Consider the following 16,722-nt stretch of genomic DNA (forward strand, 5'->3'; position numbering starts at 1 on the left):
CCCAGGCAACGCTCTGTTGTCCGGGGCTTTTTTGGTCGATGATATGGTCGTCAGCTTGGGTCGCGCCTGATTTCGCCTTTGCCCTCGGTGCCGAAGTCCTCGGCATTGCCGTGGACCGTACTTTGGGTAACCGAAATGCGGCTGTTGCCGCTGGCGCGAATGCCAAAGGGGCTGTTGCCGTTGACCTCGGTCCGCGACACGAACAGCACCGCATCGTCGTCGCTGAAAATTCCATCGTCGGCAAAGCCGCTGAAGCGTGAATCCGTAATATGGGCGCTGCTTTGCGCATAGGCGCAGAGGCCTACGACCGGCCCGCGCTCGACCACCGCGTGGCTGATCCGTGCATAGGAGGTCTCGCGGAGCCAGAAGCCGACATGGCTGTCGCTGATCGTCACATGGCGCGCGGTCAGTTGGCTGTCGCCCCGCGCCGAGACGGCCATTTTCGAAATCCCCGAAAGGTGGACCCTGTCGAGCGTCAGCCGGCTGTTGATCGCGAAAATTCCGTGACCGTCGTACAGCGCGTCCTCGTCCGAAGCATAGGTGAAGTCGCGGACCTCGAGGCCCGATATCGTCGCGTTCGCATTGACGAGAGTGATCGCCGTCGATGGCGCCTTCGGATTGCCGACAAACACCGCGCCCGCATCGGCGCGGAGGGTGATCGACCGGTCGGCTATGGTCAGGAAAGAGGGGAGGGTGGCATCCTGAAAGGCGGTGCTGCGACCTCCCTCCGCCACATATTCGCCGGGCCGGATAATCAGCGTCCCGCCATCGAGGGTCGCCTCGACCGCGGCTTGCAACGCGCCGGCACCGCGAAACTGGCACTCGGCTTGAACGGCATCCTGCGGGCAGGCGATCACCGTGGCGGCAGCGACAAGCGATGCGATGCTCAGCGTCATGGGGCGTCTCCATCTGTTTGCGGCTGGATCGCCATCGCGCGCAGCAGCGGTCGGCCAAAGGCGAGGATCAACAGCGCCCCGCTGCCCACGATCGCGCCGTGCATCGCCCAGAAGGCCGCCGGCGACATGGTTTCATAAAAGCGGCCGAGCCATCCGCTCACGAAGCTGCCGGCGAAGATCGCCAGATAATAGCAACCGACCATCATCGCGTTGACCGCGGGTGGGGCCGCCCGCGATGTCAGCGCGAGCGCGATGGGCCCCAGATAGAGAAAGCCGATCGCGCAGACGAAATGGAACAGGACGGGCCAGATGATCGCGACCTGACCGCTGCCCGCCAATATTTCGCCGGTGGAGAGCAACAGGCACGCCGCCGCGAAAACCGCGCAGCCAAGCCCGATCTTGGCGAGATCCGCCGGTTCGGCCGCGCGCCGGGACTGGCGCCTCCAATACCAGAGCACTGCGGGGGCGAGGAGCAGAACGGCGAGGGAATCGAGCGACTGGAACCATGTCACCGGCACGGTCGCAAAACCCAGATTGCGGTCGACCTGATCCTTGATCCACAGCGGATAGCTGTTCCAGACCTGCGATTGCGCGGTCCAATAGAGCGCGGTGATCGCGAGCATCGCGACAATCGCCGCGATTTTCGTCCCGTCGCCGGGTTGCAGGCGAATCTTTTCGCCTTGCTGGAGCCTGGTCTTTTCGGGCGGCAAATAGCGGCGGCCCTTCAGATAGATGGCGAGGCCGATCAACATGCCGATCCCGGCCGCGCCGAAACCATAATGCCAGCCATAAAGCTCACCCAGCGTGCCGCAGATCAGCGGTGCGACGAACGCCCCGACATTGATCCCGAACACATAGACCGAAAAACCGGCGTCGCGCCGCTTGTCGTTGGCGGCATAAAGATAGCCCACCTGCGCCGCCAGATTGCCCTTCAGAAACCCCGAGCCGATCACCAGCGCAAGCAGCGCGAACAGGAAAAGCGCCTCGAACGCCATCAGGAAATGGCCGGCAGCCATGAAGACCGCGCCGATGATGACCGCGTTTTTGCGGCCCAGATAGCGGTCGCCCAGCAATCCGCCGAACACGGGCATGAAATAGACGAAGCCGACATAGAGGCCGAAGGTCTGCGCCGCGAGCGCCTGTGTGCTCAGCGGGCCGAAAACCGTGGCCATGACGGCGCGATAGCCGTCGAAGCCGGCGACAACCGCGCTATTCTCGGGCTTGAAGAGGTGCAGCGTCATATAGAGGACGAGCAACGCCTGCATTCCATAGAAGGAGAAGCGCTCCCAGGTCTCGGTGAAGACGATATAGGCGAGACCGCGCGGGTGGCCGAAAATCTCTTTGCCGTCGTCGAGGACGCCGGACGCCGGATAAAGCGGAGCGGAGGAGGCCGTCGTCATGAGAGCCACAGGCCTCTGCCGAGATCGCTTTGTGTCATTATATTTATCCCCTTCCACTGGGCACTAGTAGAAGGCGGGAGGGAAAACGGGAACAGGCGACAAAGGTCGGTGACATGGTGCGCGTGGAGCACCACTGATCCGTGCTTAGGCATCTCGTCCATCGGCCGGACGGGTTCGAGACTGGGCGGATGAAAAAGGCCACAGGCGCACGGACCGCGCGCACCATCCACAAATTTATCGGCCTGTCGCTGGCGCTGTTCTGGTTGCTTCAGATCGCGTCGGGACTGGCCATTCATTTTCGGACCGAGATGGATGACCGCCTGCTCGGCGCGCGCGCCGTCATGGTGTCGCCTGCGGCGGTGGGGACCGCGGCGCGGCGCGCTGCGGACGCCGCCTATGATATGTCCTCGATCTGGATTTCGGGCGGCGTCGAAGGGCAGCTCGACGTTTATGCGGCGAAGGACGGCCGCGATTATACGCTTCGCATCGATAGCTCGGGACGGATACTCCGCGCGCGTCCCGACAGCCAGGCGGTCGGCGACGGCGCACTCTATGAAACGATGAAGGCGTTTCACCAGACCTTGCTCGCCGGCGACACCGGACAGGCGATCGTCGGCGTGTCGGGGCTGTTCCTGATCTTCAGCATCGTCATGGGGCTGGTGGCGGGCTGGCGGTCGAAGGCGATGGGACGCAGCATCGTGCGGCGTCCGGTGCGGCTTGTCTCGGGGCAAGCGAACCTGCTCGGCTGGCATCGCTTTCTGGGCTATTGGCTGGCCATCCCGCTGCTTGCTCTCGCCGGGTCGGGAGTGATGCTCGCCTTTGCCGATCCCTTGAAAGACATGGCGGGCGTTTCGGCGCCGTCGGTCTCGGCGCTGGACGCGCCCGACCGCATCGACGCCGGAGCGGCCGTTGCGCTGGCGCTGGGGCGCATCCCCGGCGCACGCTTCACCGCCGTCGACATGCCCGATGAGACCGGCGTGTATCGCGTCCGCATCCACGCGCCGGGCGAGATGTCGCGCAGCTATGGCGCCACGGCCATCTATCTCGACCGCAGCGGGCATATCGTCCGTATCGACGACGCGCGCACGAAGCGAGGCGCCGATGCGATCTTCAACGCCCTCTATCCGTTCCACACCGGCCAGATACTCGGGACCGGCGGACGGATTGCGGCCTTTCTGTGCGGGGCGGGGGCATTGGTCATGCTGGTGCTCGCGATGACCGCATGGGTACGCTCATCCCGGCGCCGGCCCGCAAAGCGCCCGCGCGCTCCCGCCCGAGATTCCAATTGACGGTCCAACATCGCCTGTGGGAAATATCATGAATGCACCTTATCATTTTGATTGCGGCCACCTCGACGTGAGCGCACCGCTTCGTCCGCCCGAGCGAAAGTCGCTTCCGCCGTTCGAGGCGCTGCGGGCGTTCGATGCGGTGGGGCGACTGGGGGGAATCCGCAAGGCGGCGGCCTGGCTCAGTCGCGACCATGCTGTGGTGAGCCGCCATTTGCGATCGATCGAAAGCTGGCTTGGCGTGCAACTCGTCGCGCGCACGCCCGGCGGGATTGTGCTGACCGAGCAGGGGCGCATCTATCACGCCAGCATCAGCCAGGCGCTCGAAGACATCGCCCATGCGACACTCGACGTACTCAACAGCGGGCAACACAACAGCCTGTCGATCTGGTGCACGCCCGGATTTGCGTTGCATTGGCTCTCGCAGCATTTCGCGGCGTTCGAAGCGCGCAATGCGGGCATTGATTTCGAGCTGCGCCCGACCGACGCCTCGCCCGATTTCGCGGGGCATGAGGCCGATCTCGATATCCGGTTCAACGCGACTTATGAGGATGAGGTCAAACCGTCGGCCTGGCAGCAACAGGGGACGATCGCCCATGTGCCGATCATCGCGGTTGCGAGCACCCGCTATCTGGAAGCGCGCGATGCGATCGTCGATCCCGCAGACCTGCTTTCGCACGAACTGCTGCACGAAAGCGGCACGAACAATTGGGTGCAATGGCTGCGGTCATACGGCGTGCCATGCGAAGAGCGGATCGGTGGCCCGCGTCTGTGGCAGGGCCATCTGACGGTCGATGCCGCGCGCCACGGCCGCGGTATCGCGTTGGCCAACAGCCTGATCATTCGCGACGATCTGCAATCGGGGGCCTTGATCGACATCGGCGCGGGCAAGGACAGCTTTCCCGTCCGGATGGGACATTATGTGCTGATCGCGCGCCGCGATCGCTGGGACGACCGGCTGGTGCGGACATTCCGGCGCTGGCTGCGCGAGACGATAGCTAAGGAATTGCCCGAATTTGCGCCCAAGCGCGGCTGATCAGCCGATCGCACCCACCACGGCGTTGAAGAAGTCATTGTCGAGAATGGCTTCGGAATATTTTGGCTTGGCGCGGCTGCTAAGCACGGTGACGAGCAGGCTCCGCGCCGGGTTGATATAGATATACTGACCAAAAATGCCACGCGCGCTGTAGGCGCCGTCGCGGAAGCTGCCGCTCCGGTCGGGCACCGGCCACCACATATAGCCATAGTTGAACGCGTCGTCGCTGTCGTGCGCGCCGCTGGCGTCGGCGAACCAGCCCTCCGGCACCACCTGTTCGCCGCCGGCCACTCCGCCATTGAGCGCGAACAGACCGAAGCGCACATAATCGCGCATCGTCGCGCACAGGCCACTTCCCGCAACCTCCAGCCCGTCCGGGGCTTCGAGCCACCAACAGGCGTCGGCTTGCATGCCGACGCGGGACCAGATTTTTTCGCTCAGATAATCGGCCAGCCATTTGCCGGTCGCGGCTTTCACCAGCGCGCCGACGACATGGGTTTCGCCGGTGCTGTAATTCCACACGCTTCCCGGCTCCGCGATGCGGGGCAGCGTCGCCATATAGTCCATGATCGCGCCATGCTGTCCGCCGACCTGCAAATCGAGCATATGCCGCCGGTGCGACTGGGGATTGGTGTGGGTGTCGTCCCATTCGACCCCCGATGTCATGCGCATCAGATGCCGGATCGACACCCCGTCATATCCGCTGCCGCGCAGCGCCGGCAGATAGTCGGTGAGCGGGTCGTTTACTCCGCCAATATGCCCGTCGACGATCGCGGCGCCGATCAGCGTGGTCGCGGCCGATTTCGCCATCGACATCGAAATCCAGCGCATGTCGGGGCCGAGGCCGCCTTCATAGCGTTCGTGGACGACCGCGCCATCCTTGACGATCGTCAGGCCGACCAGGCGATTGCGTGACACATAGTCGATCAGGTCGCAGCTTTCCCTGTCCGTCACGATCGGCAGATCGGGCAACATCGTCGCGGCATATCGCAGGTCCGCGACAACCCCCGTGCCCCGCGAAACGGTGCGGGTGGGAAAGCTTTTTTCGGATGCCGAAAAGGTCGCGAACTGTTCGTTCGGAAACAGTTTTCCGGCATAGGCGTCGACAATGTTGGAAGGCTGGCGGCTCATGGGGCGTCCTGTTCAAAAATCACATGTTGCGCGGCACTATAGCCCGTTCGTTCGGCCGGATCGGTGCGAAGGAGTAGGGAGGTGGTGCCCATCCGGCACCTATCCGGCCGGTGCTGGATGAGCACCACCTCTTTGCGCCTTGGCAACTTGCTGTCGATGCGACAGGCCCGCTTAAAGGCGGAACAGGAGGATGTGAAATGGAAGAACAGGAAAGCCGGCGCCGGATGCATGTCCCCGAACATTATCGGGCGCCTGACGCGCGCGCGCTGGTCGCACAATATCCCTTTGCGCAGCTCGTTTCGGCAGCGTCTGACGGCTCGCCCTTCGCGACGAGCGTCCCCATCTATTTCGCGAGCGACGCCCCGGACGAGATGGAGCTTGTCGGCCATCTGGCGCGGGCGAACCCCCATGCCGCGGTCCTCGCCGACGGGCAGGCGGCGCTGGCGATCTTTGCCGGCCCCCATGCCTATATTTCCTCGTCCTGGTATGTCGAACGGCCGACGGTGCCGACGTGGAACTATATGACCGCACAGGTCCGCGGCCGATTGACGCCGATCGACGATGATGAGGAACAGCGGGCGATCATGCGGCGCACCATCGCGATGTCGGAGGGCTATAATGGCAGCGCATGGCGGATGGAGGACGCGCCGGAAGGCAAGGTCGAGTTTCTGTTGCCGATGATCCGGTCGTTCCGGATCGCGATCGAGCGCATTGATGGCGTGACGAAGCTCAGCCAGACGCACCCCCCGGGCGATCGCCAGCGCGTGATTGCCGGGCTGCGCGATCGGGGCGCGGCCGAGGATGTGCAGATCGCCGATCTGATGGCCGACCTCGACCGAGGTTGACGTCCGCGCACCGGCGCCGGTGTTCTCACGGCAACGCCCGCGGCGCTTTCGACATCTTTCGCCCAGGCCCCAAGTCCGGGATGCTTCCATTGAACCGATGACAATGGGAGGTGAGATCGTGGAAGCTGGATTTTCGACCGAGGCATGGCGCGCGCTGGACGACCGGCACCATCTTCACCCCTTTTCCGACCCGCGCGAGCTGGCCGAACGCGGCACGACTATCATCACCCGGGGCCGTGGCAGCTATGTCTGGGACAGCGAGGGCAAAAAGATCCTCGACGGCATGGCGGGGCTCTGGTGCGTCAACGTCGGCTATGGCCGTGACGAACTGGTCGATGTGGCGGCCAGCCAGATGCGCGAACTGCCTTACTACAACAGCTTTTTCCAAAGCGCGACGCCGTCGCAAATCTCGCTCGCCAAGCGGCTGTCGGAGGTGACGCCTAAGGGCATCGACAATTTCTTTTTCACCAATTCGGGGTCGGAGGCGAACGATACCGTCATCCGGTTGGTCTATCATTACTGGAAACTCTGCGGGCAACCGTCGAAGCGCGTCTTCATCGGGCGGCATCTGGGCTATCACGGCAGCACCTTGGCCGCGACCAGCCTCGGCGGGATGAAGGCCATGCACGACATGGGGCACGAACTGCTCCCCGGCTTTGAACATATTATGGAGCCGCACTGGTATCGGCATGGCGCCAACCAGACCCCCGAACAATTTGCCGAAGTCGCGGCCGCCGCGCTTGAAGACAAGATCGCCGTCATCGGCGCCGCCAATGTCGCTGCCTTCATCGCCGAACCCGTCCAGGGCGCGGGCGGGGTGATCGATCCGCCGCCGGGATATTGGGACCGGATCCAGAAAATTTGCCGCAAGCACGATATTCTACTGGTCGCCGACGAGGTGATTTGCGGTTTCGGCCGACTCGGCGAATGGTTTGGTTCGCAATATTACGGGATCCAGCCCGACCTGATGCCGATCGCGAAAGGCCTGTCATCGGGATATATGCCGATCGCCGCGGTCGGCATCGGCGAGCGCGTCCATCACGCGCTCTACGAAGGCGGCCCCATTCCGCACGGCTATACCTATTCGGGGCATCCTGTCGCCTGCGCGGTGGCCGAGGCGAATATCGAGATCATCGCGCGCGAAGGGCTCGTCGATCGCGTTCGCGAGGATGTCGGACCCTATTTCCGCGGCGTGCTGCAACAGATCGCCGACGTCCATCCGCTGGTCGGCGAACTGCGCGGCGCCGGATTGCTCGCCGGGCTCCAGCTGATGAAAGATCGCACCGAAAGGCTGTTCTTCGATCCGTCCGAAAAGGCGGCGGTCACCTGCCGCGAAATCGCCCTGCAAAATGGCCTGATCGCGCGCGCCGTAGGCCATACGATGGTGCTCTGCCCACCGCTGACGATCACCCGCGGCGAGATCGACGAGATGGGCGATAAGATGATGAAAAGCCTCGATGCCACCGCGAAGGACTATGGTGTGCAGGCGCGGTGACCCGATCGAAAGCGGTACCGGCCTGCCGGAAAGCTGCCGGGCTGGTACCGCTTTCGATCGGGTCAGGGATCAGGACGCGGCGCGCGGCAGTTTCGGCGCCGGGCGGTCGCAGGACAGCGCGGCATCGGAGAACCGGATCGGGGTGCGTATTCCGGGCGCGGCGGCGGCGCCATCGCGATCGAGCGCAAGGCGCATTCCGCGGTGGACGATCTGCGGATCGGTGAAGACGTCTTCGACGCGGTTGATCGGGCCGGCGGGTACGCCGCGATCTTCCAGCGCCGCCATCAGGTCGCCATTCTTCCACGACGCCAGCTTTGCCGTAATCGCGGCCGACAGCGCCGTGCGATCGGCGACTCGTGCGGCGTTGCTTTGCCATTCGGGCCGTTCGTCCAGTGCGAGCAAATCGACCAATTGCGCAAACTGCCGGTCGTTGCCGACGGCGATGATGACCCAGCCGTCGGCGCAGGGAAAGGCTTCATAGGGGGCGATGTTGGGATGGGCGTTGCCTAGCCGTGATGGCGAGACGCCCGATGCCAGATAGTTCAGCCCCTGATTGGCGAGGGTGCCGACCATGACATCGAATAACGCCATGTCGATATGCTGCCCGGTGCCGGTCGTCGCGCGCTGGATCAGCGCGGCTTCGATGGCGATGACCGCATAAAGCCCGGTCATGATGTCGGCATAGGCGACGCCGATCTTCTGGGGCGGGCCGTCCGGCGCGCCGGTCAGGTCCATGATCCCGCTCATCCCCTGGACGACGAAATCATATCCTGCGCGGCCGGCATAGGGGCCGGTCTGTCCGAAACCGGTGATCGAGCAATAGATCAGCCGGGGGTTGATCGCCGCCAGACTGGCATGGTCGAGGCCATAACGCGCCAGCGTTCCGACCTTGAAATTCTCGATCACGACGTCGGCGTCGCGGATCAGTGCGATCACCTCGGCGCGGCCGGCGGACGACGAAAAATCGATCACGCGCGATGCTTTGCCGCGATTGGCGCAGTGGAAATAGGCGGCGTCCGCCGTCCCGTCGCCATTGTCGATAAAGGGCGGACCCCATTTGCGGGTGTCGTCACCGTCGGGGCTTTCGACCTTGATCACCTCGGCGCCCAGATCGGCGAGGATCTGCCCCGCCCATGGCCCGGCCAGGATGCGGGCAAGCTCGATGACCTTCAGCCCGGCGAGCGGCGTTCTGGCGGCACCGGGCATGTCAGAACGCCGCCAGACCGGTGATCGCCCGGCCGATGATCAGCGCATGAATATCGTGCGTGCCTTCATAGGTGTTGACCGTTTCCAGATTGATCGCGTGGCGCATCACCGGATATTCGTCCGAAATCCCGTTGCCGCCGTGCATGTCACGCGCGGCGCGGGCGATATCGAGCGCCTTGCCGACATTGTTCCGCTTGATCAGCGAGATCATTTCGGGGGCGACGGCGTCATCGTCCATCAAACGTCCGACCTGCAACGCGGCTTGCAGGCCAAGCGCGATCTCGGTTGCCATGTCGGCGAGCTTCTTCTGGTAAAGCTGCGTCGCGGCGAGCGGGCGACCGAATTGATGGCGGTCGAGGCCATATTGCCTTGCGGCCGCATAACAGGATTCGGCGGCGCCCATCGAACCCCAGGCAATGCCGTATCGGGCACGGTTGAGGCAGCCGAACGGCCCCTTCAGCCCCTCGACATGGGGGAGCAGCGCGTCCTCGGACACGATCACACCGTCGAGGTTGATCATCCCGGTGATCGATGCGCGCAGGCTCAGCTTGCCCTCGATCTTCGGCGCCGAAAGGCCGGCCATCCCCTTTTCGAGGATGAAGCCCCGAATGGCACCGCCATGCGCGTCCGATTTGGCCCAGATGATGAAGACATCGGCGATCGGCGCGTTCGAAATCCAGGTCTTGTTGCCGTCGATGCGGTATCCGCCGTCGACGGCCGTCGCTTTGGTCCGCATCCCGCCGGGGTCCGATCCCGCATCGGGTTCGGTCAGGCCGAAACAGCCGACGCTGGTACCCGCGACCAGCCCGGGCAGATAGTGCCGCTTCTGGGCGTCGGACCCATAGGCCAGGATCGGATGGATCACGAGGCTGGATTGCACCGACATCATCGAACGATAGCCCGAATCCACCCGTTCGACTTCGCGCGCGACCAGACCATAGGCGACATAGGATGCGCCGATGCCGCCAAATTCTTCGGGGACGGTGACGCCCAGCAGGCCTTGTTCGCCCATCTCGCGGAAGATGTCCGGGTCGCTATGCTCGCGGGCATAGGCTTCGCGGATGCGCGGGCGCAGTCGGTCGTCGCAATAGGCGCGCGCCGCATCGGCGATCATCCGCTCCTGTTCGTCGAGCCGATCGAAAATATTCAGCCCATCCTGCCAGTCAAACCTACGCACCATTTTGTCTCCGTGTCCCTCATATTATCTCGGCTTTTAGGCAAAGGACGCAAAGACAGGTGTTGCCAATCCCGCACGTGGCGGTGTCGGCGTCGCGCTGCCCATCTTTGGGTTCGAAGCGGATCGCGAGATTTGGGTTGCAGAAGTTCCGGCCCGGATTTGGATACGGGTGTAATGGAGGTGCTCATCGCCCCAATTGGCAAGTTTGTCAGTCGGACGCGGGCCCTGTTTTTGGGACGGCGCCGCCGGCACTTGATTCTGGATCGATCCCGGAAATAAGCTGCCGCTTGTTGGGATGATCCAGCTTCTATCGTTCACAGTGCCTGCATTGCAGAAATCACCCAGCGGCTTATCGACGAGGGGATGCTCAGCTAGTGTGGCGCTCCAACTGAGAGCTGGTGTGCCGATTTTTGTCTGCTTTTGAACTCAATCATCCATAGGCTGCCAGTCCGTAATCGGCCACAAGCGGTGACGAATGCCCAAATATTGATGTTGTCGAATGTTCCTGAAATGATAATATTGGGTCATTCTCGCCGCATTCGGGCCTCGAACCAATGCAGTAAATCCTTTTATGGGTCACGATCCGGGTCATTCTGAAAACCAAATTTGATTTTATATTTTAGATCAATTTCTTAAGATAAGAAATTGAGTCCTCTTCTGGCACCATTTCTTCTTCCGGAAATATCCGGGAGGAATGAGGCCATCAGCCGATGGTCCGCGCCGTCGTCGTCCGGCGAAATCCGGGCGAATGTGGGGCTGGCGATGATATCCTGCATGGTATCGAACAGCCTCAGGCGACCGCCGATTTCATGATCAATTTACCCGAAGGCCATCTCCGGCGCCGAGCCGAAGGGTCGCGATTGCGCGCGTGCCGATGCGCGGGATGCGGTCGGCTTGCCCGTCTGGAAGGGCGTCGCAAAAAAGGGGCACGGTGTTCGACCGCGCCCCTTCATGCATGCGCTTTTTTTTAGCTCAGGCCTTGCAGGGGCCGATGTTGGTGCTGGTGACCTGCATCTGCATTTCCATGTCGCCGCCGCCCATCGGCGACTTGCCCTTCGACGTCACGAGAACGTCGGTCTTCTTGGCACCCAGGGTTCCTGCGAGGGCGAGTTCGACCTTCTGCGCGCCTTGCGTGCAAGTCCCCGCGACGTCGATCTTGCCGTCGCCGATCTGGTTCTTGTTCCAGGTGCAGGCCTCGCCATAACCCTTGGACAGTGCACCGGCGACGTCTTCCTTGTCGGCCTGTTCCTTCGTGAGGCACTGTTCCGTGCCGCTGGCGGCCGCGAGCTGGCTCGACATCTGATCCTTCACATTGTCGGGAACGCCCGGCATCTCGAACTTGACCAGCTTGACGTCGGTCTTCCAGTTGCCGGCCTCGCGCTTCACCGTCCCGGCTGGCGAAGCCGTCGCATCGTCGCTCTTGCCGCAGCCGCCAAGTGCCAGCGCCGCGCCTGTTACGGCGACCGTCAAAAACTTCTTCATGCTTCGATAATCCTTCGATTGTTGCTCTTGGGTCCCCCGAGAGATCGCGATCGCTTCGCGCCCAAGCGATCGCGAGCGCGCGTGTACCAAGATTTCAATGAGATGCACCCCCAATATGGGCGAAAGCCATCCGGCGGTGGCGCAATGCAACCTATCGATTCCGGTCGCAGCGCTTCAATTCCGGTGCCTCGACTGATCAGGCTGGTCTGCTTTTCCGGGGGTTTTGTACGCTCCCGTATACCGCATGGTTACCATTGCGATGCCACTGATTAACCACTCGTTTCGGTGTATGCTGCGCCATCTTCTGCTATCGATGCGTCCATCAAGACGGGGCAGTGCGTCACGAAGGATCAATAGGCATGCGTAAGGCGGCAAGCTGGTGGCGGGTGGCGAGGGGCAATTGGGTGCTCATCGTCACCGGTGGAGCCGCCCTGCTGATATTATTCTTTCTTTCGCTCGCGACCGATCGGGGGTTCGAACAGAATGCGCGCCTGCGGCAGCAGGTTTCCGATTCCTATAATGCGAGGGCCGCGCTGCAGGGTGTCCTGACGCGGCATCAGGATATCGAGCTTGGCCAGCGTGGCTTTATCATCACCGGCGATCGCGAGTTTCTTACCCCTTATCGAAGCGGCGCATCCCGTATCGACGCGAATCTCGATCGCTTTGCGAAACTTGCCGGAAACGACGGGCAAGAGAAACGGATCGACGAGCTTCGCAGAGCGTCGGTGGAGAAACGGCGTTTCGTGGCGCGGACGGTCGGGCTTATGGAGCGCGGGCAGCGGGACGAGGCGGTGCGGCTGATCGCGAGCGGCGAAGGCAAACGGTCGATGGACCATATCCGCAAGCTGATCAGCGATATATCCGACGCCGAACGAACAAAGCTGGAGGAGCGCACCCTGGCTGCTAATGCCGCCCGTGAGCGCCTGCGCGCGCGCAGCTTTACGCTGCAGATCGGGTTGATCCTGTTGCTGGCATTGTCCGCCATATTGATCGGACGCAGCCAGTGGGCACGCAAAAAAGCACATCGGCGCGCGCGCGACCTGGCGGCGCGACAGGAGGCGATTTTCGACAGCGCCAAGGACGGGATGATCGTGCTGAACCCGAGCGGCAGTATCGAGAGCCTGAATCCGTCGGCAGCCAAGATGTTCGGCGTGCCGTCGGAATCGCTGCTCCGCCGCGACATCGGATCGCTCTTTGAAATTGCGCCCGACCGCGGGCAGATCGAAACCTTCCTTCGCCGCCTGAAAGCGAACCGGAAGGAAAATTATGGCCAGATCCAGGAATTTGTCGGCCGCCGTCAAAATGGCACGACCTTTCCGCTCGAAGTATCGGTCAGCCCGGTGCACCTCGCAGACGGTACGCTTTTCGTCGCGGTGATCCGCGACATCAGCGACCGGCGCGAGGTCGAACAGATGAAGGGCGAGTTTGTCGCGACCGTCAGCCACGAACTGCGAACGCCGCTGACCTCGATTGCTGGGTCGCTCGGCCTGATCAGTGGTGGCGCGGCGGGAGAGATTCCGCCCAAGGCTGCGCGACTGGTCGAAATTGCGCACAGCAATGCGGCGCGCCTCGTGCGGCTGATCAACGACATCCTCGATATCGAGAAGATCGAGGCGGGGCGGATGCAATTCGATCTTCGGCCGCTCGCGCTGGGGCCGCTGCTCGATGCGGCCGAGCATCAGGCTGCGGGGTTCGCCAGTGAATATGGCGTATCGGTTCATGTCGAGCCGGTCGCGCCTGCGGCCGTCGTCCTCGCTGACGAGGACCGGCTGATGCAGGTCGTCACCAACCTATTGTCCAACGCGATCAAATTTTCGCGGCGCGGCGAAGCGGTGACGGTTCGTGTGACGCCGCTCGATCGCCGCTTCCGGATCAGCGTCATCGACCGGGGCGAAGGTATTCCCGAAGCCTTCCGGGACCGCATCTTCGGTAAATTCGCACAGGCCGATGCGTCGGACTCGCGCCAGAAGGGCGGCACGGGGCTTGGCCTGAGCATCGTGCGCGAAATCGTCGTGCGGCTGGGCGGATCGGTCGATTTCGAGAGTGTCGAGGGCGCAGGCAGCATCTTTCACGTCGATCTGCCGGCCGCCGAATTGCCGGGGGCCGCGCCGGCACCTGTCGAGGTCGAGGCGCCGCAGCCCGTCGATCCCGCGCTTCCGGTCATCATTCATGTCGATGACGACCCAGACATGCTCGCGGTCGTCGCCAGCGCTTTTGAAGGCAGGGCGGTGATTCACTCGACCCCAAGCGTCGCGGAGGCACGCGCCGCGATCCGGCGGACGCGCTATGACGCCGCGATCCTCGACGTCGGGATGATCGACGGATGCGGAACCGATCTTGTCGCACCACTGCGCAAGCGATCGGTCACCTTGCCCATCGTCCTGTTCACCGCGCAGGAAGTCGACGGCGCGCCGAAAGAGGGTATCGACCTTGTCCTCGTCAAATCGCGCGCCAGCCTCGACACGCTGGTTCGCGAGGTGACCGACCGGACCGGATCGAAGCGGGCGAAGGGCGGAGGCGGCAAATGAGCAGTCGGATTCTTTATATCGATGACGAGGACGATATTCGCGAAGTCGCCGAGATGGCGCTCGAGCTCGATCCATCCTTCGTCGTGCGCACGTGCGGATCGGGCCGCGAGGGGCTGGCGGCGGCGGCCGAATGGCAGCCCGACCTCATCCTGCTCGATGTGATGATGCCTGAGCTCGACGGGCCGGGGGTGCTCGAGATTCTTCGGGGCGATGCCGCAACAGCAGCGATCCCGGTCGTGTTCATCACTGCGCGTACACAGGCGCACGAGGTTGCGCGGCTGCACGAACTCGGCGCGCGCGGCGTCCTTGCGAAGCCCTTCGACGCGATGGCGCTGGCAGGGCAGGTCAAGGCGTTCCTCGATGGCTGAATTCGACGCGCGCCTCGCCGCGATTGCCGAACGCTTCGCCGCGCAGGCGGGCGAGACGGCAGCGGAGATCGACGCCGCGCTCGATCGCGAAGACTGGGCCGAGCTGGCGCGGCTGGGCCACAGTCTCGCCGGGCGTGCCGGAATGTTCGGCTATGCTGCGATCGGCGAGGCGGCGAGGCGGGTCGAGGAAGCGGTCGATGGCGGGCTTTCGGGCGAGGCGATTGCAGGGCTGACGCGGAATTTGCTGGCGCAGTTGGCGCTGTTAACGGGGCCGGATCGGTCGATATGATTAACGGCGAGGGTGGACCATGGCGCGCGACCAGTGATAGCGTATAAATTCAACAGCATCGTGGTGGATTGAAATGACGAAAGTGCTCGTGGCCGACGACGATCCGCTAACCATGGCGGGGATCACGGCGCTTCTCGACCAGACGAATTTTGAAGTGGTGGCGACGGTCAATACCGGCGCGGCCGTACTCGACACGCTGGGCAGCGCGCGGCCCGACCTTCTGATCCTCGACAATGGCATGCCCGAACGCAGCGGCCTTGATGTCCTGCGCACGCTGCGCAGCCGCGGGGATGTGCGTCCGGTCGTCCTGCTGACCGGCGGCCTCAACGACGAACTCGCGCGTGAGGCGATCCAGCTGTCGGTCAACGGCATCGTGATCAAGGCGACCGCGCCACGTGACCTGCTCACCTGCCTCGAAAGCGTCGTGCAGGGGCGGCGCTGGCTCGATCAGGACGTGATGCAGCGGGTGATGGAGCAGGCGATGTCTCCCGATGCGCCGCGCGACCCGTTCGAGGTGCTGAGCGGGCGCGAGCGTGCGGTGGCCTCGCTTGCGCGGCGCGGGCTGCGCAACAAGGAAATCGCCGACGAGCTGGGGCTGACCGAAGGGACGGTGAAGGTCCATCTTCACAAGGTTTTTGATAAGCTTAACATTCGCGGCCGGACGGAATTGATCCTGCTGGCGCAGGACCGCGGCGTCTGAATCTATACCGGAAGATATAAGGTGTTTTAGCCGTTGGAGAGCGGCTTTGTCGCCTGTCGGTGAATATCGCACGCGCGGGAGATAGCGCATCTGTCGATCAAGTTGGCGGCATCGGGCCGTCACCGACGACAGGCGATACATGGGCTTTCTTCGCGTTCTTTTCTTGCTGGCCATGGCGGTGATCAGTGTGATCGCCAGCCAGCATGCGCACGCGCAGGTCACCGCCTATGCGGTCGGGCAGGGCGCAGTGAACAGCGTCGAGGTCGGAGTCGAAGTGCGCGCGTCGGTGCTTGGCCGCTGCGGTTTCGCGACCGGCGGCGCGCCGACCGGCACCGTCGATCAGGCCAATTTCGATCAGAGCGGTTTTACGAAGGATTTCACGATCCAGCTCAACTGTAGCGGTGCGTCGCGGATCGCGGTGTCGTCGGCGAATGGCGGGATGGCCAACGCAGAGGCGGGCGGCGCCGGTTATCAGACCAAGGCGCCCTATAATGTCGCGCTGTTTGTGGCCGCCGACAATGGCACCAATGCATCGGCCACCTGCGCCGCCGCGACGCTCGCCGCGGGCGGAAGCTGCAGCTTCGCGGGTACGGCGGGCACCGCGACGGGACTGCGCCTCGGCGGTGCGTCGACCCGGGCGAACGGATCATATCTGCGCGTCAGCGCGCCCGCCTATGCGGGAGGCGATACGCTTGCAGCCGGTCGCTATACCGATACCCTCTCGATCACAGTCAGTGTCAGTCCTTAACGCCATGTTGAACAATTCGAATTTGCCCTTATTAACTATCGGGTCCTATTTCGGGGTTCGATATGACACCTGCGATATTGATCTCGAACCGGATTGCCCGCGCGGCGATTGTTCTGGCCACTATGGGAGCTGCGG

At 63.2% G+C, this 16,722-nt stretch carries 15 protein-coding genes; 9 read left to right on the top strand and 6 right to left on the bottom strand.

Translation table 11 applies throughout. The features are described from left to right. Positions 1-50: 50 nt before the first annotated feature. On the bottom strand, positions 51-896 hold the full coding sequence (locus ACSYDV_RS06835) for a right-handed parallel beta-helix repeat-containing protein (RefSeq protein WP_438323036.1): 846 nt from the start codon (positions 894-896) through the stop codon (positions 51-53). Beyond that, on the bottom strand, positions 893-2,296 hold the full coding sequence (locus ACSYDV_RS06840; RefSeq protein ID WP_438323037.1) for a peptide MFS transporter: 1,404 nt from the start codon (positions 2,294-2,296) through the stop codon (positions 893-895). The genes ACSYDV_RS06835 and ACSYDV_RS06840 overlap by 4 nt, the downstream gene beginning before the upstream one ends. Before the next feature lie 188 nt (positions 2,297-2,484). On the opposite strand from ACSYDV_RS06840, the gene ACSYDV_RS06845 reads away from it, so the two are divergent. Both ACSYDV_RS06845 and ACSYDV_RS06850 read left to right on the top strand, forming a co-directional pair. Beyond that, positions 2,485-3,585 carry a PepSY-associated TM helix domain-containing protein gene (locus ACSYDV_RS06845; protein ID WP_438323038.1) on the top strand — a complete coding sequence of 367 codons (1,101 nt, stop codon included), beginning with the start codon at positions 2,485-2,487 and terminating at the stop codon, positions 3,583-3,585. A gap of 28 nt (positions 3,586-3,613) precedes the next feature. Further along, entirely contained in the window at positions 3,614-4,618 is a 1,005-nt protein-coding gene (locus tag ACSYDV_RS06850) for a LysR substrate-binding domain-containing protein (RefSeq protein WP_438323039.1), read from the top strand. On the opposite strand, the gene ACSYDV_RS06855 is transcribed toward ACSYDV_RS06850, so the two are convergent. After that, positions 4,619-5,749: a serine hydrolase domain-containing protein gene (locus tag ACSYDV_RS06855; protein ID WP_438323040.1), complete on the bottom strand. Its 1,131-nt coding sequence runs from the start codon at positions 5,747-5,749 to the stop codon at positions 4,619-4,621. A 197-nt stretch (positions 5,750-5,946) separates the two neighbouring features. On the opposite strand from ACSYDV_RS06855, the gene ACSYDV_RS06860 reads away from it, so the two are divergent. Both ACSYDV_RS06860 and ACSYDV_RS06865 read left to right on the top strand, forming a co-directional pair. After that, entirely contained in the window at positions 5,947-6,594 is a 648-nt protein-coding gene (locus tag ACSYDV_RS06860; protein WP_438323041.1) for an FMN-binding negative transcriptional regulator, read from the top strand. Positions 6,595-6,712: 118 nt separating this feature from the next. Further along, positions 6,713-8,089 carry an aminotransferase gene (locus ACSYDV_RS06865; RefSeq protein ID WP_438323042.1) on the top strand — a complete coding sequence of 459 codons (1,377 nt, stop codon included), beginning with the start codon at positions 6,713-6,715 and terminating at the stop codon, positions 8,087-8,089. A gap of 69 nt (positions 8,090-8,158) precedes the next feature. Here the strand turns inward: ACSYDV_RS06865 and ACSYDV_RS06870 are convergent, their stop codons facing one another. The 3 genes from ACSYDV_RS06870 to ACSYDV_RS06880 all read right to left on the bottom strand — a co-directional run bounded on the left by ACSYDV_RS06870 (position 8,159) and on the right by ACSYDV_RS06880 (position 11,954). Continuing rightward, entirely contained in the window at positions 8,159-9,295 is a 1,137-nt protein-coding gene (locus ACSYDV_RS06870) for a CaiB/BaiF CoA transferase family protein (RefSeq protein ID WP_438323043.1), read from the bottom strand. 1 nt (position 9,296) lies between these two features. Continuing rightward, positions 9,297-10,475 (bottom strand): acyl-CoA dehydrogenase, encoded by a 1,179-nt coding sequence (locus tag ACSYDV_RS06875; RefSeq protein WP_438323044.1) that lies wholly within the window; start codon positions 10,473-10,475, stop codon positions 9,297-9,299. Between the two features lie 969 nt (positions 10,476-11,444). Beyond that, on the bottom strand, positions 11,445-11,954 hold the full coding sequence (locus ACSYDV_RS06880; RefSeq protein ID WP_438323045.1) for a DUF3617 domain-containing protein: 510 nt from the start codon (positions 11,952-11,954) through the stop codon (positions 11,445-11,447). 359 nt (positions 11,955-12,313) lie between these two features. Between ACSYDV_RS06880 and ACSYDV_RS06885 the strand changes: the two genes are divergently transcribed. The 5 genes from ACSYDV_RS06885 to ACSYDV_RS06905 all read left to right on the top strand — a co-directional run bounded on the left by ACSYDV_RS06885 (position 12,314) and on the right by ACSYDV_RS06905 (position 16,587). Then, complete coding sequence (locus ACSYDV_RS06885) at positions 12,314-14,482, top strand: CHASE3 domain-containing protein (RefSeq protein ID WP_438323046.1); 2,169 nt, start codon at positions 12,314-12,316, stop codon at positions 14,480-14,482. Continuing rightward, a complete protein-coding gene (locus tag ACSYDV_RS06890) occupies positions 14,479-14,850 on the top strand; it encodes a response regulator (protein ID WP_438323047.1) in 372 nt (123 codons plus the stop codon). Before ACSYDV_RS06885 ends, ACSYDV_RS06890 begins: the two co-directional genes overlap by 4 nt. Continuing rightward, positions 14,843-15,139: an Hpt domain-containing protein gene (locus ACSYDV_RS06895; RefSeq protein ID WP_438323048.1), complete on the top strand. Its 297-nt coding sequence runs from the start codon at positions 14,843-14,845 to the stop codon at positions 15,137-15,139. Before ACSYDV_RS06890 ends, ACSYDV_RS06895 begins: the two co-directional genes overlap by 8 nt. Before the next feature lie 73 nt (positions 15,140-15,212). After that, positions 15,213-15,839 (top strand): response regulator transcription factor, encoded by a 627-nt coding sequence (locus ACSYDV_RS06900; RefSeq protein WP_438323049.1) that lies wholly within the window; start codon positions 15,213-15,215, stop codon positions 15,837-15,839. A 139-nt stretch (positions 15,840-15,978) separates the two neighbouring features. Then, on the top strand, positions 15,979-16,587 hold the full coding sequence (locus tag ACSYDV_RS06905) for a hypothetical protein (protein WP_438323050.1): 609 nt from the start codon (positions 15,979-15,981) through the stop codon (positions 16,585-16,587). Positions 16,588-16,722 lie beyond the last annotated feature (135 nt).

It is taken from the genome of Sphingopyxis selenitireducens, from assembly GCF_051550705.1.
In the GTDB taxonomy this organism is placed as follows: Bacteria; Pseudomonadota; Alphaproteobacteria; order Sphingomonadales; family Sphingomonadaceae; genus Sphingopyxis.